20 protein-coding genes are annotated in these 20,784 nt (G+C 35.4%); 3 read left to right on the top strand and 17 right to left on the bottom strand.

Annotated elements, in window-relative coordinates:
- Window positions 1-11 precede the first annotated feature (11 nt).
- From hemZ to G600_RS0101695, 5 genes are all read right to left on the bottom strand, one after another.
- Complete coding sequence (gene hemZ, locus G600_RS0101715) at window positions 12-1,466, bottom strand: coproporphyrinogen dehydrogenase HemZ (protein WP_027430387.1); 1,455 nt, start codon at window positions 1,464-1,466, stop codon at window positions 12-14.
- A 127-nt stretch (window positions 1,467-1,593) separates the two neighbouring features.
- On the bottom strand, window positions 1,594-2,220 hold the full coding sequence (locus G600_RS0101710; RefSeq protein ID WP_027430386.1) for an MBL fold metallo-hydrolase: 627 nt from the start codon (window positions 2,218-2,220) through the stop codon (window positions 1,594-1,596).
- A 53-nt stretch (window positions 2,221-2,273) separates the two neighbouring features.
- Window positions 2,274-4,574: a RelA/SpoT family protein gene (locus G600_RS0101705; protein WP_034245148.1), complete on the bottom strand. Its 2,301-nt coding sequence runs from the start codon at window positions 4,572-4,574 to the stop codon at window positions 2,274-2,276.
- Window positions 4,575-4,710: 136 nt separating this feature from the next.
- Window positions 4,711-5,571 (bottom strand): sugar phosphate isomerase/epimerase family protein, encoded by an 861-nt coding sequence (locus G600_RS0101700; RefSeq protein WP_027430384.1) that lies wholly within the window; start codon window positions 5,569-5,571, stop codon window positions 4,711-4,713.
- A 42-nt stretch (window positions 5,572-5,613) separates the two neighbouring features.
- Entirely contained in the window at window positions 5,614-8,097 is a 2,484-nt protein-coding gene (locus G600_RS0101695) for an exo-rhamnogalacturonan lyase family protein (RefSeq protein ID WP_034245144.1), read from the bottom strand.
- Window positions 8,098-8,325: 228 nt separating this feature from the next.
- Between G600_RS0101695 and nrdG the strand changes: the two genes are divergently transcribed.
- The 3 genes from nrdG to G600_RS0101680 all read left to right on the top strand — a co-directional run bounded on the left by nrdG (window position 8,326) and on the right by G600_RS0101680 (window position 10,168).
- Entirely contained in the window at window positions 8,326-8,847 is a 522-nt protein-coding gene (nrdG, locus tag G600_RS0101690; protein ID WP_027430382.1) for an anaerobic ribonucleoside-triphosphate reductase activating protein, read from the top strand.
- Window positions 8,848-8,853: 6 nt separating this feature from the next.
- Entirely contained in the window at window positions 8,854-9,318 is a 465-nt protein-coding gene (gene dut, locus G600_RS0101685) for a dUTP diphosphatase (protein ID WP_034245141.1), read from the top strand.
- A 160-nt stretch (window positions 9,319-9,478) separates the two neighbouring features.
- Window positions 9,479-10,168 (top strand): MgtC/SapB family protein, encoded by a 690-nt coding sequence (locus tag G600_RS0101680; RefSeq protein WP_027430380.1) that lies wholly within the window; start codon window positions 9,479-9,481, stop codon window positions 10,166-10,168.
- 7 nt (window positions 10,169-10,175) lie between these two features.
- Here G600_RS0101680 and G600_RS0101675 read toward each other — a convergent pair whose 3' ends face one another.
- From G600_RS0101675 to G600_RS0101620, 12 genes are all read right to left on the bottom strand, one after another.
- Entirely contained in the window at window positions 10,176-11,231 is a 1,056-nt protein-coding gene (locus G600_RS0101675) for a trigger factor (RefSeq protein ID WP_027430379.1), read from the bottom strand.
- Window positions 11,232-11,400: 169 nt separating this feature from the next.
- A complete protein-coding gene (locus G600_RS0101670) occupies window positions 11,401-12,297 on the bottom strand; it encodes an EAL domain-containing protein (protein ID WP_027430378.1) in 897 nt (298 codons plus the stop codon).
- Window positions 12,263-13,255 carry a hypothetical protein gene (locus G600_RS0101665; RefSeq protein ID WP_162141490.1) on the bottom strand — a complete coding sequence of 331 codons (993 nt, stop codon included), beginning with the start codon at window positions 13,253-13,255 and terminating at the stop codon, window positions 12,263-12,265. Before G600_RS0101665 ends, G600_RS0101670 begins: the two co-directional genes overlap by 35 nt.
- Before the next feature lie 330 nt (window positions 13,256-13,585).
- Window positions 13,586-13,942: a 50S ribosomal protein L20 gene (gene rplT / locus G600_RS0101660; protein WP_027430376.1), complete on the bottom strand. Its 357-nt coding sequence runs from the start codon at window positions 13,940-13,942 to the stop codon at window positions 13,586-13,588.
- Between the two features lie 58 nt (window positions 13,943-14,000).
- Entirely contained in the window at window positions 14,001-14,198 is a 198-nt protein-coding gene (gene rpmI, locus G600_RS0101655) for a 50S ribosomal protein L35 (RefSeq protein WP_021867234.1), read from the bottom strand.
- A 30-nt stretch (window positions 14,199-14,228) separates the two neighbouring features.
- Complete coding sequence (infC, locus tag G600_RS0101650) at window positions 14,229-14,723, bottom strand: translation initiation factor IF-3 (RefSeq protein ID WP_027430375.1); 495 nt, start codon at window positions 14,721-14,723, stop codon at window positions 14,229-14,231.
- A 248-nt stretch (window positions 14,724-14,971) separates the two neighbouring features.
- Window positions 14,972-16,651 (bottom strand): EAL domain-containing protein, encoded by a 1,680-nt coding sequence (locus G600_RS0101645; protein ID WP_027430374.1) that lies wholly within the window; start codon window positions 16,649-16,651, stop codon window positions 14,972-14,974.
- A gap of 171 nt (window positions 16,652-16,822) precedes the next feature.
- Window positions 16,823-17,287: a transcriptional repressor gene (locus tag G600_RS0101640; protein ID WP_027430373.1), complete on the bottom strand. Its 465-nt coding sequence runs from the start codon at window positions 17,285-17,287 to the stop codon at window positions 16,823-16,825.
- Window positions 17,288-17,326: 39 nt separating this feature from the next.
- Entirely contained in the window at window positions 17,327-17,467 is a 141-nt protein-coding gene (locus G600_RS13445; protein WP_034245137.1) for a FeoB-associated Cys-rich membrane protein, read from the bottom strand.
- A gap of 51 nt (window positions 17,468-17,518) precedes the next feature.
- A complete protein-coding gene (gene feoB, locus G600_RS0101630; RefSeq protein ID WP_027430372.1) occupies window positions 17,519-19,933 on the bottom strand; it encodes a ferrous iron transporter B in 2,415 nt (804 codons plus the stop codon).
- Between the two features lie 98 nt (window positions 19,934-20,031).
- Window positions 20,032-20,250 carry a FeoA family protein gene (locus tag G600_RS0101625; protein ID WP_027430371.1) on the bottom strand — a complete coding sequence of 73 codons (219 nt, stop codon included), beginning with the start codon at window positions 20,248-20,250 and terminating at the stop codon, window positions 20,032-20,034.
- A gap of 110 nt (window positions 20,251-20,360) precedes the next feature.
- Entirely contained in the window at window positions 20,361-20,570 is a 210-nt protein-coding gene (locus G600_RS0101620) for a FeoA family protein (RefSeq protein ID WP_027430370.1), read from the bottom strand.
- Between the last annotated feature and the right edge of the window lie 214 nt (window positions 20,571-20,784).

The following is a 20,784-nucleotide window of genomic DNA, read 5'->3' as shown; positions in this document are numbered from 1 at the left end:
ACACGACAAGCTTAGGCTAATTCTTTACGTTTTCTCTCAATCATTTCATCGATACGATTAATGTACTCATCTACATTTTTCACATTCTCAACTCTAGTAATAAGGCTAGAATTGTCTACTGGATTAGTGCTTACAATCTTTGTGCTAGCGCCTGCACCACAAGCAATGATTGTCTGTACTTCCTCCATAATGAGAATATTGTAAATGCATTCTTTACCTGGACGGGCATAGCCTACATTTTCAAAATTGCCAGCCATATTCTTCTGGCGATACATATAATAAGGCTCTACTCCTAAGTCTTTAGCACAATCTTCTGTCATATTCACAATGCTTTCAGTGTTCTTAAAATCTAAGTTCTTATATCTATCTCTATAGATATTAAGTCTACTAGAACGCTTAATGGCAAGGGAATGTACAGTTAAAGAACTTGGATTCATGGCCTTAATTGTATCAAGGGTATTCTTAACCTCTTCTGGTCCTTCCCCTGGAAGTCCAAGAATCATATCCATGTTGATATTATCAAAACCTAGCTCTGTTGCTAGCTTGTAAGCATTCTTAATGTCCTCAACGCTGTGCTTTCTACCAATTAAATCAAGGGTTTCCTGATTCATAGTCTGAGGATTAATAGAGATTCGCTCTACCTTGTGGTCTCTTAAAACCTCTAACTTCTCCCTTGTGATGCTGTCTGGTCTACCAGCTTCCACTGTAAGCTCCAATACATTTTCTAAATCAAAGCACTCCTCTAACTTAGTAAGTACCCTGTCTAGCTGGGCAGGGCTTAGAGTTGTAGGTGTTCCCCCGCCAAAATAAACTGTATCAAGGCGCTTGCCCTTCATCATCTTAGAAACTTCTGTAATCTCATGAATCAAGGCATCCACGTAAGCTTCTACCCTATCCTTAAAAGCATTGTAGGCATAAGCTGAGAAAGAACAGTAAAGGCAGATGCTTGGACAGAAAGGAATCCCAATATAAAGACTATATCCATTTTTTACATCAAGCTTTGAAACTAGGGAAATTTCCTTTTTAGCCACCTCAATGGCAAGTTTTGCCTTAGCTAGACTTGTAAAATGTTCCTTTGTAAAAAAGTCAATAATCTCTTCTTCTGATTTTCCCTCAACTATCATCTGATAGGCGATTTTACTAGGGCGAACCCCTGTCATGTTACCCCATGGAAGACCGTGGCCTTCCTTTTCTTCAAGCTGCTTATAGAGCTTAACCTTAAACTTCTCGTGGGCATCGGCTTTTGAGAGTCCTGTTACATCAGGGGCTTCAATCTCAATTAACTTATCCCCTTCCTCTAACTTTACTGTCACTTCCTTAATAGGATTAAAAGTGGCAGGATTATTCACATCTGAAGTTCCAGATATTGGTCTTGCAGGCTTTACATCCACTCTTGGATAAAAGCTCCTTACAATTGTAACCGCATCGTCGTAAAATGCGTCATCATCTATATTTATATAAATCATATTGATCCTTTCTAAACTTGGGATTTCTCTCCCAAATAAAAGCAGTCTAAAACAAAAATCTGCTTGTCCCAAAAGACAAGCAGACTTAATTCTACTATATATCACAAAAATTATCTAGTTAGTATTTTTAGTAAACAAATGGATTATATGCCTTTTCATGCATAATGCTTGTTTCCTGGCCATGTCCTGGATAACAGATAGTCTCATCTGGTAAAACAAATAGCTTATTCTTAATTTCACGAACTAAGCTAGACATGCTACCTGTTGGGAAATCTGATCTACCCACAGATTCATAAAAGAGGGTATCTCCTGTAAACATAATAGACTCCTCTGGAAAATAAAAGCACATGCCACCTTCTGTGTGTCCCGGTGTATGTATAGCCTTTATCTTAAAGCCAGCAAGCTCAAACTCCTCTCCATCTTTTAAGTAAACATCTGCCTTAATTGTAAAACTAAGACCATAATCACTTGAAAGATTCTTATAAGGAGATTCAAGCAAGTCTTTTTCTGCATCTGCTGCATAGACTTTAATATTATATTTCTTTCTTAATTCATCCACTGCTCCAATGTGATCAAAATGCCCGTGAGTTAGTAAAATCGCCACAGGCTTAGCCTTACTAGATTCTACCATTTGAGCAATTACATCTGCTCTATCTGCTGGGTCAACAATAATACATTCAGCCAACGCATCATTAGTATACAAATAACAATTTGTACTAATCATGCCTAAAACTCTACAATCTAGTTTGCTCATTTTTCCTCCCAATTAACCTAAAGGTCTAGCATTAACAATATGTAAAATAAATATTAGCCCGTTGTTCTTTCAATATCAGTTACTGACTCAACCTTCTGTAGCTTATCAATAAGTCTGTTAAGCTCATCCTTTGTATGAATAGTAAATCCAATATTGATTGTGGCAATGTTCTTCTTATTAGTTCTACAATTCAAGCTTGTCATAGAAATGTTAGCTTCTGTAAATATCTTAGAAATATCAACAATAAGACCATTTCTATTATTAGCATAAATATTAATTTCAGTACTGTACTTCTCTGTGCTATCTCCTGAGCTTTCCCATTCCGCTTCAATAAGTCTTGCTCTCTCACTTGCTGGGAAGTTTAGGATATTAATACAGTCTGTTCTATGGATAGAGATACCTCTACCTCTTGTAACGAAACCAACAATTTCATCGTTTGGCACTGGATTACAACACTTAGAAAATCTAACTGCCACATCATGTGTACCCTTAACTATGATGCCAGACTTACCGGAATTCTTCTTAATTTTAGCCTTAGGGTCATTTGCAAGAACCTCTTCAAGTACTGAATCGTCTGTGATTTCATTTTTCTTATTCTTAAGATACTCATCATAGAGCTTATTAACTACCTGGCCTTCTTTTAAGCCACCATGACCTACTGTTGCAAGCATGGAATCCCAGTTTTTAAAGCCATACTTCTTTAAAGCCTTCTCTATTAATTCCGGCTTAATAAGTTCTTCCTGCTTGTAGCCCTTAGCCTTAATGTAGTTAGAAATAAGTTCCTTACCACGAACGATATTCTCTTCCTTTAATTCCTGATTGAACCACTGATTAATCTTATTCTTAGCCTGTGTTGACTTAACAATAGATAGCCAATCTCTACTTGGTCCCTTAGAATTCTGGGATGTGATAATTTCAATTCTATCGCCACTTTGTATCTTATAATCAATATTAACTAACTTACCGTTAACTCTAGCGCCTACCATTCTATTACCTACAGCAGAGTGAATGCTATAAGCAAAATCAATAGGACAAGAGCCTGCTGGTAAATTCTTTACATCTCCTGATGGAGTGAAGGCATATACAGAATCTGAGAAAAGGTCTAAGTCGCTCTTAATAGATGATAAGAACTCCTTATTATCAGACATGTCGCGCTGCCACTCTAGAATCTGTCTTAACCAGCTAAGCTTAGCCTCCTCAGACTGAGTGTCCTTACCGCCTGTCTTACCTTCCTTATATTTCCAATGTGCTGCAATACCGTATTCAGCAATTCTATGCATCTCGTAAGTTCTAATCTGAACTTCAAAAGGCTGACCATTTGAAGCAATTAGAGTTGTATGAAGGGACTGATAGTTGTTAGGCTTTGGCATGGCAATGTAGTCTTTAAATCGACCAGGGATTGGCTTATACATCTCATGAATAACACCAAGCGCCGCATAACAATCCTTAACGGAATCCACCTTAATTCTTACAGCAAAAATATCATAAATCTGGTCTAGTGTCTTATTCTGACTTACCATCTTACGATAGATTGAGAAGAAGTGCTTAACTCGACCATCGATTTCAGCATCAATATCCGCATTCTTAATATGCATTCCTACTTCCTTAATTATGCTTTTTATAAATGCTTCTCTGCCGGGTCTATTAGCACTGACCTCTTCAACTAATTTGTTGTATTCTTCTGGCATTAAGTAACGCATGGCTAAATCATCTAATTCAACCTTAATCTTACTAATACCAAGTCTATGAGCAATAGGAGAATAAATCTCCATTGTTTCTCTTGATTTCTCTATCTGCTTGTTAGGCTTTTGATACTGCATTGTACGCATGTTATGAAGTCTATCGGCAAGCTTAATTAAGATAACTCTAATATCCTTTGCCATGGCAAGGAACATCTTTCTTAGGTTTTCAGCCTGAACCTCTATCTTATCATGCTCGTAATTTAACTGAGTTAACTTAGTAACACCATCTACAAGTAAGGCTACTTCACTACCAAACTCTCTTGTAACATCCTCACTTGTAAGGGCTGTATCCTCTACAACATCATGTAATAAACCCGCTATAATTGTCTCTTTATCAAGCTCTAATTCTGCAAGTATGATTGCAACACAAAGAGGGTGGATAATGTATGGCTCTCCAGATTTTCTCTTCTGATCCTTATGAGCCTCATAAGCCACCTTATATGCCCTTTCAATATCAGACAAATCTGTGGATGGGTGATAGGCCTTTATCTTTCTTACTAACTCCTTATATAACTCTTCTGGCGCAGTAAAATCAGCCGGTGTCTGTGTTGTTCCCTCCACCTGATTAGTCTTAACATTATTTGATTCTGCAAGTATAATCTTCTCAGGCATAAACTTCTCCTCGTCTTTTAAAATTCTTTATTATCTATCATTATATACATAACTAGAAAAAAAGTCACTCTTTTTATGAAACTAAGTGCACCAGAAAGCTTTCTGGTGCACTTTTATTTCTATTAGTATTCTTTAATTATAGCGATGCGTAAAGATTTTCCATAAATTCACGGGTCTCTACTGCATTTTCAGGAACTGTATTCTCAAGAGTGCAGTGTACATAAGGCTTGTGCTCCTTAATTAACTTAAGAAGTAATGGGTAGTTTAAGCCACCCTTGCCATCTGGGCCGCCCTTACCTGCTGCCACGCTCTTTAAGTCTACTTCCTTGCCTTCATCAATGAAATCCTTACAGTGAACTACTGCAATATCCTTAGAAAGTAATTCAAAGGCCTTTGTTATAATTTCATCCTGATCCTTAATATTACCTGGATAAAGTAGGTTAACTGGGTCAAGAATAATCTGTAAGTTTGGAGAATCAATGGCATCAAGCACTTTTCTAGCTCTCTCAACTGTATAAACGATGTGTTTCCAAACTGGCTCAATGGCAATGATAACGCCAAAGTTTTCTGCATACTTAACGATAGGTCTTAAATTTTCAATAAAGCACTCAAGAGCCTCTTCAGAGTGATTAGCCTCTTCATACTTGTATTCTTCATTAACAGCACCTGTCTCAGTTCCTACAACGCCACATCCAAGGATGCTTGCAAATCGGATATGAGCCTTGTACTTTTCAACTATCTCAGCATGCTTAACTGGATTAGGATTGCAAAGGTTTAAATAACAGCCAAGTACTGCTACATCCACCTTATTCTCCTGACATAATTCCTTCATGTACATAGCAAGTCCTGGAGTCATTGCCTCCACCCCTGTATTAAATTCCTTAATAGACTTACCTAGGGCGATGTGCATGCAGTGAAAGCCCTGCTTGTGAATGTTAGGAATTAATTCATTTATTGGCGCATAAGCCACGTCATGTGCTCTAATACCTATTCTCATTTAATTGTTCTCCTCCTTCTTTTAAAGCCTAAATAACTAGTCTTATCTTATATCCTCGTAGTTGATTCCAGCTTCTGTTAAAGCCTTGTAGTATGTAATAAGTGGAATGAAGCTTTGAGCAAAGCCCTTAGTTGAATCCCCTGCTACATGTACTGCATCATCAACTATAGTTTTATTTGAAACTCCCGCTCTGACATTCTCACCAATAGTTTTCTTAAATGTCTTAAAGCCCGGATATAGATATTTTATATCAGCTGTCAACTCAAATGCAATAGCCAAAGACTCTAAAAGTAAAGTATTATTGCCATTTCTAGCTAAACTTGGAAGCTCCTTATAATAGAACAAGCCATTATCAAGTAAGCAGTTATCTACTAAATCATCTACAGCACGAATAAGCATGTCCTTCAAATCCTGTCTTGGGAAAACTCTTGTATAGCGCATTACACTACCAATAGCTACAGAAATCATAAAGCCAACACGAATTAAAGTATTATCTGTATATGGTGCAAGCCAGTGTCCATACTGCTTTTCCCAAGTAATAAAGCTATCTAATATCCAATCGCACTTACTTAACCACTTCTTATCATTAGTCTCAACGTATAGAGCAATCAAGGCTCTAAGAGCCCAACCAGTTTCTCTAGCGTTAGCCTCTCCTGGTACTGCATACATAGGTGTATCAAGGAGTCGAAGTACATTTTCACCAATACCAATGGCAGTCTCAAGGCCTCTCTCATCTCCTGTAAAATGATAATAGTCCATAAGGCCCTCAACCCACTCATGAGAGCAAACCATAATACCGTTTACAATGTGGCCCCCTGTGTGTTCCCACATACCACCGATTCTAAGTGGATCCTTGCTATAGTGACAAACGTCCACGTCCATCCAGTGGCTAGCGTGATTAGCCATGTAATCGTAAAATCTTCTAGTTCCAGTTCTTGCAAACTGAAGAGCACAAGCATGTGGATAGTCGTATTCGTTGTTACTATAAACTGGCTTTCCATTAGCTCTACCCTGCTTTGTATAGCCCTGATCTACTGAATCGCCCCAGTTTAACATTCCGTAATTTCTATCATGGGCATCACATCTATTAATAAGAGCAATCTCCACATCATCATTAAGTTTAGTTGGGAATACATCCATTAAAGCCCCTGACTCTCTAAATACGTCAGGACTGATAACTCCAAGGTCTGGCATCTGATAAATCAAGCTACGGTTGTCAATCTCAACCATACTTTCTTCTGGTCCATGAAAATGTAACAAGAATCTCTGCTCTCTTGCCATACCTGACTGCATCACAACTTTATTGATATTCTCTGGCACAAGCATAACCCCAATGCCATTCTTATCAGCCTTAATAGCCTTTGGGTAATTTTGCATTGCCTGATAAATTGTTGCACAAACTCCAGACTTCTCATCAGTTCTATCTGCAAAGAAAGTACCATATAAAACTTCTGCAAAGTGCTCGTTACCTTCCTTTAAGAGGCCCTTGTCGTCTGCGATAACATTTGCATTAAAGCCATCTCTTCCAATATAGAAATCAGTCTTATAGTTTGATCTAGCTGCCACCGTTCTAACAGTATCCACAGGTGTTCTTGATAAAATATCATCTAAGTCGTTAATTCCTCTAGTATGAAAAACCGGTCCGCTAGTCTTTGAATTATCAATTGCACCATCACCACAACCTGTAGAATCGCCACCTGCTGATTCGTGAAGAGCTTTTGCCATATCAAGTAACTCATTATCACAAGCCTTGTTTGCATCTGCCTTAACAAAGAATTCAAGACTATTAATCTCTAAAGGATTATCGCTTGTGTTAATGATTCTATAAGCCACATCTAAATAAGGCTTTCCAGAAACTGCAGTAATTCTAAGTTCAAAGTCAATACGCTTTGCACCATTCTCACTCTCTTCAATTAATTCATGATGTCCTTTTCCTTCAAAAATCGCACTAACAGCTCCTGCCTCAACCACTCTCCAGCTATCAATGTTAAAGCTGTAATTATCAAGCTTAAAGCTATCCTCACTAGTTCTATTCTTAACTGATAAATTAGGTCCTACAAAGTTATCCTTTGTGTAATCTCTATAGCTATCTTCCAACTTAGAGAAAATGTTACTAGAATTATTAGAAAGTAAAAACTTTAGAGCACCTGTATCTACAGAAATTGTGCCAGCTTCCTTATTTACGTTACATCTAAGCTTAGATACATTTTCTAAAGACAAGGCATCTAGATTAGTGATGCCTGTAGCCTCCTTTAATTCTTCCTCTGTCTCCTTGCCTGTAAGGACTGTTGCAAAACAAGTCTTATTAGCTGCAAGGTCAGCAAGAAATCTAACATAAGCAAACTTTATACTTCCATCGTCATACTTTGCTGTAACCTTTGCCTGATGAACTAACTTCTTATCCTTTTGAACTACTGATAATTTGTCCAAGTCAAAGTATTCGCCCTTCTTAAAAGGTATAGCAACGCCTACGTATTCCTGCTTTCTCTCGTATCTATATAGCTTCTCAAAATACACATTAATCATAACATACCACCCTTAATACATAAATTTTTAAAAACAATATATCTTTATTATAATATAGTTTGTTAATATAATCTATCAAATTTACATATTTTTTACCCTTGAATAATTATCTATAAAACAAGCTTTTACAGTTATATTGTACAGATGTTTTTGTCCTCTATTAAGAACTTTAATTTATTAGCCAAATTTGATAAAATGTTAAATATAAAAACGGGAGGATTAGAATCTATGAATTATGCAACAATCAAATATAATGATATAGCTAATGGTCCTGGTGTTCGTACCTCTCTTTTTGTAAGTGGTTGTACACACCACTGTAAAGGCTGTTTTAACGAGGTGGCATGGGATTTTAACTATGGTTTAGAATTTACTAAGGAAGTAATGGATGAGATCGTAAAATCCTTAGAGCCTGACTATATTACAGGTATTACTCTTTTAGGCGGAGAACCTTTTGAACATGTTAATCAAATTGGTTTACTTCCACTCTTAAGAGAGATTAAAGCAAAGCATCCAGATAAGTCTATTTGGTGCTTTTCAGGTTATTTATTTGATAAGCAGATCTTACAAGAAATGGTTCCAAAATGGCCAGAAACCAAGGAAATGATATCTTATATTGATGTTTTAGTAGATGGTAAATTTGTTCTTGAATTAAAGGATTTAATGCTTAAATATCGCGGTTCATCTAATCAAAGATTAATTGACGTTAAAAAGAGCCTCAAAGCTAACGAAGTAATTTTATGGGAGGACTAATATAATATGGAATTTACACCATCTATAACTAATACAAAAGTTAATGTAAAAAAGCTTAGTGACAAGGCTGTCATTCCAAGCTACGGTTCAGAATTTGCAGCAGGTGCTGACCTTTACTCAGCAGAGGAAACAAGCATTGTTATTCCTGCAGGTGAAACAAGATTTATTCACACAGGTATCGCAATGGAGATTCCTACAGGTCTTGTAGGTCTTATTTATGCTCGTTCTGGTATGGCTTGCAAGAGAGGTCTTGCACCAGCAAACAAGGTTGGAGTTATTGATTCAGACTATCGTGGAGAAATAATTGTTGCTCTTCACAATCATACTAACGAAGAGAAGACTGTAGAAACTGGCGAGCGTGTAGCTCAGATGGTTCTAACACCTTACATCGTTGCTAACTACAATGAAGTTGAGGATTTATCTGATACTGATCGTGGTGAGGGCGGTTTTGGTTCTACAGGTAGAAAGTAGTAATTACTAAGTTAAAGCCAATTTAACACTATAATAACAAGGTCTAGTTTTTTATTTAAAACTAGGCCTTTTTTATTTGTCTAAATTTTAAGCTAAAAAATACAAAAAATTTTATCTATATGATATAATTAATAAAAGTATATGTTTGGGGGAATTGAATATGTTAGAAGATATCAAGATTTTATCGGATTTAAATTTATATTCCATAACTTTTCGTGTAATTTTAGCTATGATTCTTTCTGGTCTAATGGGTATGGAACGCGAAAAAAAGCAAAGACCCGCAGGCTTTAGAACCTATGTAGTAGTTTGTCTTGGCGCTACCCTAACCTGCATCACCAATCTCTATATGTTTGGTCTTTATGAAAATGTAGACCCAGCTAGAATCCCTGCCCAAGTTGTAAGTGGTATAGGTTTCTTAGGTGCTGGTACTATTATTGTGACTAGAAATAGTAGAATAAAAGGCCTGACCACAGCAGCGGGCCTCTGGTGTTGTGCCACCATCGGTATCGCTATTGGGTCAGGCTTTTATTCCGGAGCAATAATCTGCTCAATTGCTGTATTAGTTATTATGCGTGTTCTCACCTTCGTTGATAGAAGCTTTATAAAATATAACAAGTACATCTATCTCTATGTGGAATGTGACCATAGCTTATTCATGCCTGCTCTCATTCGTTTCACCCACGAAAGGGATTACACCATCTACGATTTAGAACAATATCCTGCCATTAACAATCTACCAGGATACATGTTATTCTCTCTTAAAATTAAGGATCCTCAAAACAGATACAGAGTAATTAACGATATTAAAAACCTAGAAGGCTGTATCTTAATTGAAGAAATGGGACATTAAATATGTCTTAGATATAGTTTGCTGTAGCGCTATCAAGTACAAACTGCTGTGCTCTTGCTACTAACATACCGATGCAAACCTTATCCTTACCATACTTCTCAACCATTAAAGAACCTGTTGAGAAACCATTGTCTTCTGCAAATGTATCAAGTTCTCCCTTGTACTGATATTCAGTAAGTGTCATATCCTCAGCTTCAATAATTGCTTCAAGGATAAGTCTCTGTTCACATGACTTACGAACATATTCGTCAAATGTCATATTGAAATAATATTCACAATACTCATCATTAGACTTACTCATAAGTGTTGCATAGAAATTGATACTAGTATTAAGCTGATCATACTTTTCATCATATAATGACTGTGGAATATCTGATACTTCGCAAATATTAGTAAGTTCTGTTAATACAGCTTCTTCATAAGCTGACTGAACCTTCTCATCCACATCACTTGCAACTTCTGTCTTAATAGACTCTCTATATTCTTCTACAGTTGAGTAACCATAGTACTGACTAACATAAGCATCTGTAATCATAGGTACATTTGCCTGGTCAACCTCTTCAACTGTAATCTCAAATACTACCTTAGCACCAGCATATTCTGTATTAGAATAATCTTCTGGTAAAGTAACTATCTGAACCTTAGTTTCACCAGCTGTCATGCCATAAAGCATGTCTTCAAGGCCATCAATATCAATTGGGAAATCATCTACACCTAAGATAATTGTCTCACCTGATGCACTTAATTCAGAAATTGTAACACCAGCGTAAGCACAAGTTACATTATACATAACTTGATCTGTTGCAATAGCTCCTCTGCTAACTTCTGAATATGTTGTATTCTCTTCCTGATCTTCAAGAATAGCCTCTTCTACTAATTCGTTCTCGATAGATGTTCTATCAACCTCTACGTTAATATTCTTGTAATCTCCCAATGTTACATAGTCACTAGCCTTATAGCCCAAATCAACATCAATCTTTGTATTACATGCTGTAAATGTTGTTAAGATTGTAGTTGCAATTAAAGTGCTAGCTAGAGCCTTTTTAAATATATTCTTTCTCATATAACCCTAAATCCTTTTCCTCTTTTTTAGGATGCACACAAGCATATATCTAGCTTTCAGCTTTCGTTTGCATCGGTTATAAATATACCACAATTTACAATTTATTCATAGATTTAAGGCCTAAATTTTATATTTTTCACAAAATTGTCATAGACTTATAAATACAAAATTATTTTGTATTTATCTCCTTTACCATATCTAAGAAATTAGCCACAGGCACAGCCTTTGAATAGTAGAAACCTTGTATATAATCCACTCCTAAATCCGTCATCTTTCTAACCATATCCTCTGACTCAACGCCTTCTGCTGTAAGCTCATATCCAAGCTCCTTAAAGGCCTTTATCATAGTAGCTACAATTAAATTACCTGAGTCACAATAAGCTCTAACCAAGGACTTATCAAGCTTAATATTTATAAAGTTAATCTCATTAAGTCTCATAAGATTAGAATAACCAACTCCGTAATCATCAAGTACAAAATTAAAGTCGAATCTGTGAACCTTGCTAATTTCATTTTTAAACCTTAGAAAATCCTCCACAAACTCCTCTACAATTTCGATATGAATAAAGTTTCTATCCACCCCGTATTTATTAGTTACCTCACATAAACTGCTTGATAAATCATCACCTAAAAATTCCGAAGGAGATACATTAAAGTTTAACCATTCTATACCTGCGGCCTTTAAATCATTTTCCTTAATGTACTTACAAGCCTTACTAAATACCATATAGCCTATCTTATTCATAAGCCCATACCTCTCCGCTACACTTATGAATTCTCCTGGCATAAGAAGACTTCCATTATCCCTTTTAATTCTTGCTAAAAGTTCACCGCCTACAACCTTTTTATTCTTAGTTTCAACTATTGGCTGAATATAAATTTCCACATCATTATTATCAATAGCCCATTCAATTTCAGACTTAATTTCAAGCTCTCTCTTGCTCTTATTATAATCATCAACACTAATAAGAATCCTATCAAAAGCGACCATATTATAACGACTATCATAAACATCCTTAATAAGCTCTACCTTAGTAGAAACTGGAAAGTCCAGCCAATTCTTCATCAAGCTCAATAATAGCAAGATCTGTTCTAATCTTAATGTCATGCATCCTTTTATATTCATCTAGATATCTTGTCACTTCTTTTTGAACCTGACTAAAGTCCTTCTGCTCCTTATAACAGACAATAAAGCCTCCCCTTCTTATATAGAAAATGTTTCTAGTCTTACCGTATATCTTTACCGCATTTGCTACAACTCTAAGAAGTTCATCTACTAAATTATCCTCTATAAAACCATGAAACTCCCTGTAATTTCTAAGATAAAAGCCCTTAATACTTGTCCTATTAATAGCCCTATCATCAAATAAAAGAGCATTAAGCGCTGAATAATTAAAAGACGAGGTCCTCCTATCAATGTATAATTCTGGATTTTCAAAACATAGATAAATCATCAAAATAGTCAGTACGCAGGTCGTATCCATAATCAAATAATTAGGTAATAAAATTCTTACAATTCCACCTATAAATAAAACCATATTAAATAGAATTGTGTAGGCAAAATATTTCTTTCTATGAAATTTCTTTCTATTAAAAATTGCTACAACAATAGATAAAAATACATAAAAGAAAAGACAGATATAAATCGCATAATTATATCTACCCTTATTAAAGCCATTTTCATCAATATAAAAGATATATTTATTAACTACAGTTGAAATAACAAAAGCCTCTAATATGATTAATGGAATAGTTGCTAAAATGACTCTCTCTTTTTTTAATCTAATAGTCCTATTAGATAAAACATAGCTATAGATAAAAAAGACATAGGATCTAAGTAAGAATAAAATATAGAATAAAAGATTAATAAATACTAATAACTCATAAGAAAAATGTTCAAAATGGTCGCAAAAATAAGACGATACAATATCAATTAGTATCGTAAAGAATTCAACATATAATACCGCAAAAAATACCTTATGTACCCTAACAGATATATGTTGCGAAGTAAAATAGTGCAGCAAAATGACCGCCAAGATCATAAAAATAGGTATAACATACTCAAAGTGCCACATAAGCTCTCTCCCCTTAAATTCAAGACTCGCGGAGCGTTTAACTCAGTCGGAGCTTGTACTCCGACTGAGTTAAATCCCTCGCATAAAAATAATCGTCCCTCATTATTTCCATACGTTTATTATAGCTAAAGTTTCTATACTTTACAACAAAATCTATATTTATGTTTATAAAAATACATATGTAAAAACCTAGTATTTCTATGGCTTGGCATAAAAAAACACCTTATAGATAAATCTATAAGGTGTTAAAATTCGTTATTAACTTTATCTTAATACTAATTAAGCTAACTTAGACTTTGCAACTTCAACAAGCTTTGCAAAACCTTCAGCATCGTTAACAGCCATTTCAGCTAAAACCTTTCTATTAAGGTCGATGTTAGCTGACTTTAAACCGAACATGAACTTGCTGTATGAAAGACCATTAAGTCTTGCAGCAGCGTTAATTCTTGCGATCCATAACTGTCTGAACTGTCTCTTCTTCTGCTTTCTACCCTTGTAGCTTTCTGTGAGGGCTCTCATTACAGACTGCTTTGCAACTCTGTACTGCTTAGATCTAGCTCCTCTATAACCCTTAGCGAGCTTTAATACTTTATTATGCTTCTTCTTTGCGTTTAATCCGCCTTTAATTCTTGCCATTTTAATAATTCCTCCTATAAAAAACTTGAAATGTTAAGACTCAAATTTAATCATCAGATTAAAGATAAGGCATAATCTTCTTCATTGTCTTAACGTTAGTTGCGTCAGTCATAGCTGCGTGTCTAAGATTTCTCTTTCTCTTAGTAGTCTTCTTAGTAAGGATATGGCTCTTGTAAGCCTTCATTCTCTTTAACTTACCTGTTCCAGTTACTTTAAAACGCTTAGCAGCTGCTCTTTTTGTCTTTACCTTTGGCATAATAGTTCCTCCTAAATCCTTCTTAATTTTTTAACGTTTTTCCGTTAAAAACATAGTCATACTCCTACCTTCCATCTTAGGAGCTTTATCGATTACGGCGATGTCTGAGAGTCTCTCAGCAAATTCTTCAAGAATATGCTTACTTGAATCAATATGTGCCATCTCTCTACCTCTAAATCTTAAAGAGACCTTAACCTTGTTGCCTTTCTCGATAAACTTTCTAGCTGAGTTACACTTAGTATTAAGATCGTTAGTATCGATGTTAGGTGATAATCTAACTTCCTTAACTTCAACAGTTTTCTGTTTCTTCTTAGCTTCTTTCTCTTTTCTGATTAACTCGTACTTGTACTTGCCATAATCTACAAGTCTGCAGACTGGTGGATTGGCTGACGGAGCTACCTTAACAAGATCAACTCCTGCTTCTCTTGCAAGTCCCTGAGCTTCCTTTGATGACATAACTCCTAATTGTTGTCCTTCTTGTCCGATGACTCTTACTTCCTTGTCACGGATCTGTTCATTAATCATTAATTCGCTAATGGTCGTGTACCTCCATATTCGTCTATATGTTATGCAAAATCTCGTTTCCACAAAAAAAGTGGATAATCAATATTGATTATCCACACTTAATTCAAACAAAACCTTACGGTAAATGATTTAAATATTAACCCGAGTCACTTAATCGTGCTGAGGTGAGAGTGGATACTCTTCTTTGTTTTGCAACTATTAGATAATAACATCATCAATATCTATTGTCAACATATTTCTTGATGAAATTAATAATCATATTTCTTGTTTTTTAGCCTGCCCACAAAGTCTTCTTTTTCAAGAGGTCTGTCAAAATAATAGCCCTGTGCATACTTACAGCCAACCTTCTTTAAGAAGTCTGCCTGCTTCTTTGTTTCTACACCTTCGGCTACAACACATTTTCCTAACTTGTTAAGCATATCAATAAGGCTAGTAACAATTATATCATCTTTCTGACTTCCATTATCTACATTATCAATAAATACCTTGTCAAACTTAATATAGTTAAAGCTTAAGTCACGAAGATAATTAAGGGATGAAATGCCATCACCAAAATCATCAATTGCAGTCTTTATATTTCTATCCTGCATAGCCTTCATAAATTCCTTTAAAGTAAGGAAATCGTCTGTGCAAGATTTTTCTGTAATTTCGATTTCAATATACTTTGGATCAACACCATACTCAGTAATTATCTTATTAATACTCTCTGCAAGATTGTTATTATAAATGTGTATCTTTGAGAAATTAATAGATACAGGAACTGGCTCAATGCCCTTATCAATCCAAGTTCTAATATCTTTACAAACATGCTTAAGCATGTAGAAATCTAAGTCTTTAATAGAGCCCTCTTTTTCAAGTACAGGAATAAACTCATTTGGCTGAATAATTCTTTCCTTTGCTGCCCATCTAACTAAGGCCTCAGCACCACCTAGAGTGCCATCTTCAAGATTTACCTTAGGCTGATAGTAAACAGCAAACTTCTCCTCAGATACAGCGTCATGAAACTTATAGCTAATTTCCTTCTCTCTTAAATTATCATCAATCATGTAATCTCTAAACCATACGCAGTCGTAGGTCTTTGAGTTTCTTGCATACTTGCAAGCAATAGCTGAGTAATTAATTAGATTGGAAATATTATCCTTATGTACTGCAAAATATAAACCAGCATTACACTCTACCGTAAATTCCTTAGGACCACGATTGGTATTAGCTCTTATATTCATGCTAGTAATAAAGTCTACGAAATTATCAACTCTTTCCTTTTTAACAAAGGCTACAAAGCTATCTCCGCCTAGTCTTGCAAAGATTTCTTCATTCTGAATGTAGGCATTAACTGCAATACTAAACTTCTTTAATATCTCATCACCTAGCTTTGTTCTATCTACATGATTGAAATAAGAGAAATTCTTAATGTTAAAATATACCGATGCATAATCTGCAATGTCATGCTTAAGGAATAATAAGCCACCATTTCTAGATACGCCATTAGAATTTAGACATCCTGTTAAGCTATCTGTAAATGCAGTCATAGCATCATGTTCAGCAATTCTTACATAGCGACTTACGTAAGCTATAATGCCGATTACAAAATCAAGTATCTTATCATCTTCCACATCATATTCATAATCTGGGACAGAATAAACCTGATAAATTAATCTACCACCATCCGCTGTTAGATACTGGAATTCCTTGTATTCCTCGCTATGTGCACCTGAATCATATAAAATGTATCTCTCATTCTTACCATTTGGAACCCTTACAGATACAGGAATATTAACATCTGCTGTTAACATGCCTATTTTTAGATCCTCTGCAATGCCTTGTACTGCTAGAGATACTACATTCTGAATATCTGAAGTATCAGCAAAGTTAGCAGTTAAGCTCTCATAAAATTTTTCAAATTTCTTGCTATAAAGTTCATTATCCATATTGTCATCTTCCTTTTAGAAAATTATAGTCACGCTCTAACTTCTAATATTATACCATATGAATAGTTTTATTTACAATAAAAAGCTACTTTTCCTCTAGCAAATAACTCTTCATATAACTGTATAAATAAAGAAAAGCCTAAGAGGAGTGACCTCTTAGGCTTTTAATGTTTAATTTTCAAAAACTAGCTGTGTAGCTTGCACATTACTGATTTTTTGTTCAGTAATATAGCCGCATGCTTTAAGACCTGTTTCTATTATATCGTTCCACTTTTTAGCGGATAAACTTATAACTGTAGCGTCATTCAGTTCAATTGTGCATGCATTCTCATAGCTGCATGATCCGCATGATACTTTATACATGTTACCTCTATTAATGGCACCTATCTCTTCAAGGACATTTACCATTCTATAAACAGTAGCACTTCCTATCTTTGGATCACGTTTTGATGCTTTGTAGTAAATTTCTTTACAGCAAGTGCAATTCTCTTCAAGAATTACATCTAAAAGCATTTTTCGCTGCTTGGTGATCCTGCATCCACGTTCTTTAAGTAAACTTAAAACCATGTCTTTTTGCATCTGAGTTCTTGTAAAACCCATTTCTAATTCTTTCTTTTTTGCAAGATTGTCAAGCATAATTTCACCTCTTTACCGCCTAATGAACAAGCGTCTCTATTAGTGGCAACCGCCATTGCAGTGCTTACAATCAACACCACACTGAACAGACTTGCCGGCCTTTTTATCTTTTACAAGGCTTCTAACAGCCAAGAAAACTATTAACAATACAACTAAACCTGTAATAATACTTCCTAACATTTTTTCCTCCTTGTTAAGATAAATATACTATAAGTTACATTTTCTATTAAGTTAAATATTAGCAACCTTCTTATCCACCTTAAGAGTTGTTGCCTCCTTATATGGTCTAAAGATAAGATATAAAACAAATGCTAATACAACAATAGCGATAATTAAACCTAATACGTTAACTGAACCTGAGATAAGTAAACCGAACTGGTAAATAAGGTAAGCAACGATATAAGCTGTTACACACTGATAACCAATTGCAATCCATGTCCACTTTCCACTGTTCATTTCTCTCTTAATTGCACCGATTGCAGCGAAGCAAGGAGCGCAAAGTAAGTTAAATGCAAGGAATGAGTAACCTGCAAGTGGTGCAAGACCTTCAAAGTCAAGGACACCAAATACACCAACAACTTCTTCCTTAGCTACAAGACCCATAACTGTTGCAACTGTTGCTGTAGCATTAGCAAATCCAAGAGGAGCAAAGATCCACTTAAGACCGTTACCAATTGCACCAAGAATTGAATCTTCAAGTTCAATATCTGCATTCCATCCGAATGCACCGTCTGTCCAACCAAATGTTGAACCTAACCAAATAAGAATTGATGAAAGTAAGATAATTGTTCCAGCCTTCTTAATGAATGACCAGCCTCTTTCCCACATACTTCTTAAAATAGAACCTACTGTTGGTAAGTGGTATGAAGGAAGTTCCATTACGAATGGAGCTGGATCGCCAGCAAAAATCTTTGTCTTCTTAAGGATTATACCTGAAAGAATAATTACAGCAATTCCTAAGAAATATGCTGATGGAGCAACCCACCAAGCGTTATTAAATAATGCTGCTGAAATAAGAGCAATAATAGGAAGCTTAGCGCCACAAGGAATGAATGTTGTTGTCATAATTGTCATACGACGATCTCTTTCATTCTCAATTGTTCTTGAAGCCATAACACCAGGAACACCACAACCTGTACCAATAAGGATAGGAATAAATGACTTACCTGATAAACCAAACTTTCTAAAGATTCTATCCATGATGAAAGCAATTCTTGCCATGTAACCACATCCCTCAAGGAATGCAAGGAAGATAAATAATACTAACATCTGTGGAACGAAACCAAGTACTGCACCTACACCAGCTACAATACCATCAAGGATTAAACCTGTTAAAAATTCATTACAGTTAATAGCTTCAAGTAAGTTTCCAACTAATACTGGAACACCTGGAACCCATGTACCGTAATCTGCATTATCTGGAAGTTCTGCATCTTCACCAGTTGCTTCATCAACAACTTCTGAAATTGAATATGTACCGTCTTCCTTTTCATCTAACTCAGCACCGTACGAACCATAAGCTTCATCAAATGCACCGTAATCCTCATCATTAATAGCTGCAAGGATTTCATCAGCACCTGTGATGTCAGCTTCAACAGCACCTTCTACATTAGCTACAACTTCATCAGTCCATACGTTATCTTCGTAGTAGTCTGTCATAGCTTCGTCATAAGCAGCTCTACCATTACCAAAAAGGTAGAAACCATCACCAAATAAACCATCGTTTGTCCAATCAGTTACATATGTACCAACTGTAGTTACTGAAATGTAGTAAACAATAAACATAATAACTGCAAAGATTGGAAGAGCAAGAATTCTGTTTGTAACGATTCTATCGATCTTATCTGAAGTTGTTAACTTCCTAGCAGAATTCTTTGTTACACAACCATCAATAATAGATGAGATATAAGTATATCTTTCATTAGTAATGATTGATTCTGTATCATCGTCAAACTCTTTTTCAAGAGTTGCAATTTCATCTGAAGCATCAACAGCTGTTGCTGTTAACTGAGCAATCTTATCATCTCTTTCAATGAACTTGATTGCAAAGAATCTCTTTTGAGCTTCTTCAACATCTGAACCTAACTTAGCCTTAACACTTTCAATTGCAGCCTCAACTGTAGGATTGAACTTGTGAGCAAGTTCGTTAGCCTTCTTTGAGTTAGCTGCCTTAATAGCTGCATCTACAACTTCCTTAATACCTGTTCCCTTAAGAGCTGAGATTTCAACTACTGGAGCACCAATAGCTTCGCTAAGCTTCTTTATATTAATCTTATCACCAACCTTATTGACGATATCCATCATGTTAACTGCAACAACTACTGGAATACCAAGTTCAATAATCTGTGTTGAAAGATAAAGATTTCTTTCAATATTAGTGCCATCAACAATATTAATTACTGCATCTGGTCTTTCATTTACTAAATAATTTCTTGCTACTACTTCTTCAATTGTATATGGAGAAAGTGAGTAAACACCTGGAAGATCGATAATACCGACGCTCTTATCGCCCTTATACTTACCTTCCTTTTTTTCTACTGTAACGCCAGGCCAGTTACCTACGTACTGGTTTGATCCTGTTAATGCGTTAAAGAGAGTTGTCTTACCGCAGTTTGGATTACCTGCAAGTGCAATCTTAATTGACATTTCCTACCTCTTTCTGATTAGGCAAATGTTACTCTACCTAGTCTTCATCATTAAACTTTTTTCTTAAACTTCTTTTTAAACTCTAATAAAAACTCTAATTACTCTACATCTATTAAAGCAGCATCTGCCTTACGTAATGAAAGCTCATAACCACGAACTGTAACCTCAATTGGATCGCCTAAAGGTGCAACCTTTCTTACGAAAACTTCGATACCCTTTGTGATACCCATGTCCATAATTCTTCTCTTAACTGGGCCTTCACCGTTAAGCTTTGTAACTTTAACTGTCTGACCTGTCTTTACTTCTTTTAAAGTCATTTCCCTGTCTCCTTTAAAATTTAGCTCTAAAACATCAAATAACACATGATTTAGTGCATATTCTGTTAAACCTTCTAGAAAGTATATATATAAATTATCTTTAATGATAATTATATCATGATTTTATTGGCCATATCCTTGCCAATAGCAACTCTTGACCCCTTTACGTTAACAATAACATTACCTGACATCTTAGATACCACTTCCACATCAGCTCCTACAACAAAACCTAACTTCTCAAGAAACTGTCTTGTTTCTTCAAGGCCTCCTACTCTAACGATTGTTCCATTGTTTCCTTCTTCTAACATTGATAATGGCATACTCATATTACCTCCATGTCATTCTTATTGATAATTATTTTCATAACCGTAGTTAGTATAATCGAACAAGAATTAGTTGTCAACGATAATTATTAGCTTTTTCTAAATTTCGTAAACAAAATCAAACTCAGAAATTTACTTTTTAAACAAATATTTAATTTATTCTTTACAAATGTACACTATTAAATAAATTTGCTAAAAAACCCGTGCCTAT

The sequence above is a fragment of the Lachnospira multipara ATCC 19207 genome (assembly GCF_000424105.1).
GTDB lineage: Bacteria > Bacillota > Clostridia > Lachnospirales > Lachnospiraceae > Lachnospira > Lachnospira multipara.
The sequence above is the reverse complement of the archived record's forward strand: the minus strand, read 5'-3'. Positions and strand labels throughout refer to the sequence as shown.

Bases quoted from the DNA above. Each gene is read 5' to 3' on its own strand.
- nrdG (WP_027430382.1), top strand. From the start codon at position 8,326: ATGAATTATGCAACAATCAAATATAATGATATAGCTAATGGTCCTGGT.
- G600_RS0101645 (WP_027430374.1), bottom strand. From the start codon at position 16,651: ATGGATAATGAACTTTATAGCAAGAAATTTGAAAAATTTTATGAGAGC.
- infC (WP_027430375.1), bottom strand. From the start codon at position 14,723: ATGATTAATGAACAGATCCGTGACAAGGAAGTAAGAGTCATCGGACAA.
- G600_RS0101710 (WP_027430386.1), bottom strand. From the start codon at position 2,220: ATGAGCAAACTAGATTGTAGAGTTTTAGGCATGATTAGTACAAATTGT.
- feoB (WP_027430372.1), bottom strand. From the start codon at position 19,933: ATGTCAATTAAGATTGCACTTGCAGGTAATCCAAACTGCGGTAAGACA.
- hemZ (WP_027430387.1), bottom strand. From the start codon at position 1,466: ATGATTTATATAAATATAGATGATGACGCATTTTACGACGATGCGGTT.
- G600_RS13445 (WP_034245137.1), bottom strand. From the start codon at position 17,467: ATGTTAGGAAGTATTATTACAGGTTTAGTTGTATTGTTAATAGTTTTC.
- G600_RS0101620 (WP_027430370.1), bottom strand. From the start codon at position 20,570: ATGCCATTATCAATGTTAGAAGAAGGAAACAATGGAACAATCGTTAGA.
- G600_RS0101670 (WP_027430378.1), bottom strand. From the start codon at position 12,297: ATGAAGAATTGGCTGGACTTTCCAGTTTCTACTAAGGTAGAGCTTATT.
- G600_RS0101640 (WP_027430373.1), bottom strand. From the start codon at position 17,287: ATGCTTGACAATCTTGCAAAAAAGAAAGAATTAGAAATGGGTTTTACA.
- G600_RS0101700 (WP_027430384.1), bottom strand. From the start codon at position 5,571: ATGAGAATAGGTATTAGAGCACATGACGTGGCTTATGCGCCAATAAAT.
- G600_RS0101625 (WP_027430371.1), bottom strand. From the start codon at position 20,250: ATGACTTTAAAAGAAGTAAAGACAGGTCAGACAGTTAAAGTTACAAAG.
- dut (WP_034245141.1), top strand. From the start codon at position 8,854: ATGGAATTTACACCATCTATAACTAATACAAAAGTTAATGTAAAAAAG.
- rpmI (WP_021867234.1), bottom strand. From the start codon at position 14,198: ATGCCAAAGGTAAAGACAAAAAGAGCAGCTGCTAAGCGTTTTAAAGTA.
- G600_RS0101675 (WP_027430379.1), bottom strand. From the start codon at position 11,231: ATGAGAAAGAATATATTTAAAAAGGCTCTAGCTAGCACTTTAATTGCA.
- rplT (WP_027430376.1), bottom strand. From the start codon at position 13,942: ATGGCAAGAATTAAAGGCGGATTAAACGCAAAGAAGAAGCATAATAAA.
- G600_RS0101705 (WP_034245148.1), bottom strand. From the start codon at position 4,574: ATGCCTGAGAAGATTATACTTGCAGAATCAAATAATGTTAAGACTAAT.
- G600_RS0101695 (WP_034245144.1), bottom strand. From the start codon at position 8,097: ATGATTAATGTGTATTTTGAGAAGCTATATAGATACGAGAGAAAGCAG.
- G600_RS0101680 (WP_027430380.1), top strand. From the start codon at position 9,479: ATGTTAGAAGATATCAAGATTTTATCGGATTTAAATTTATATTCCATA.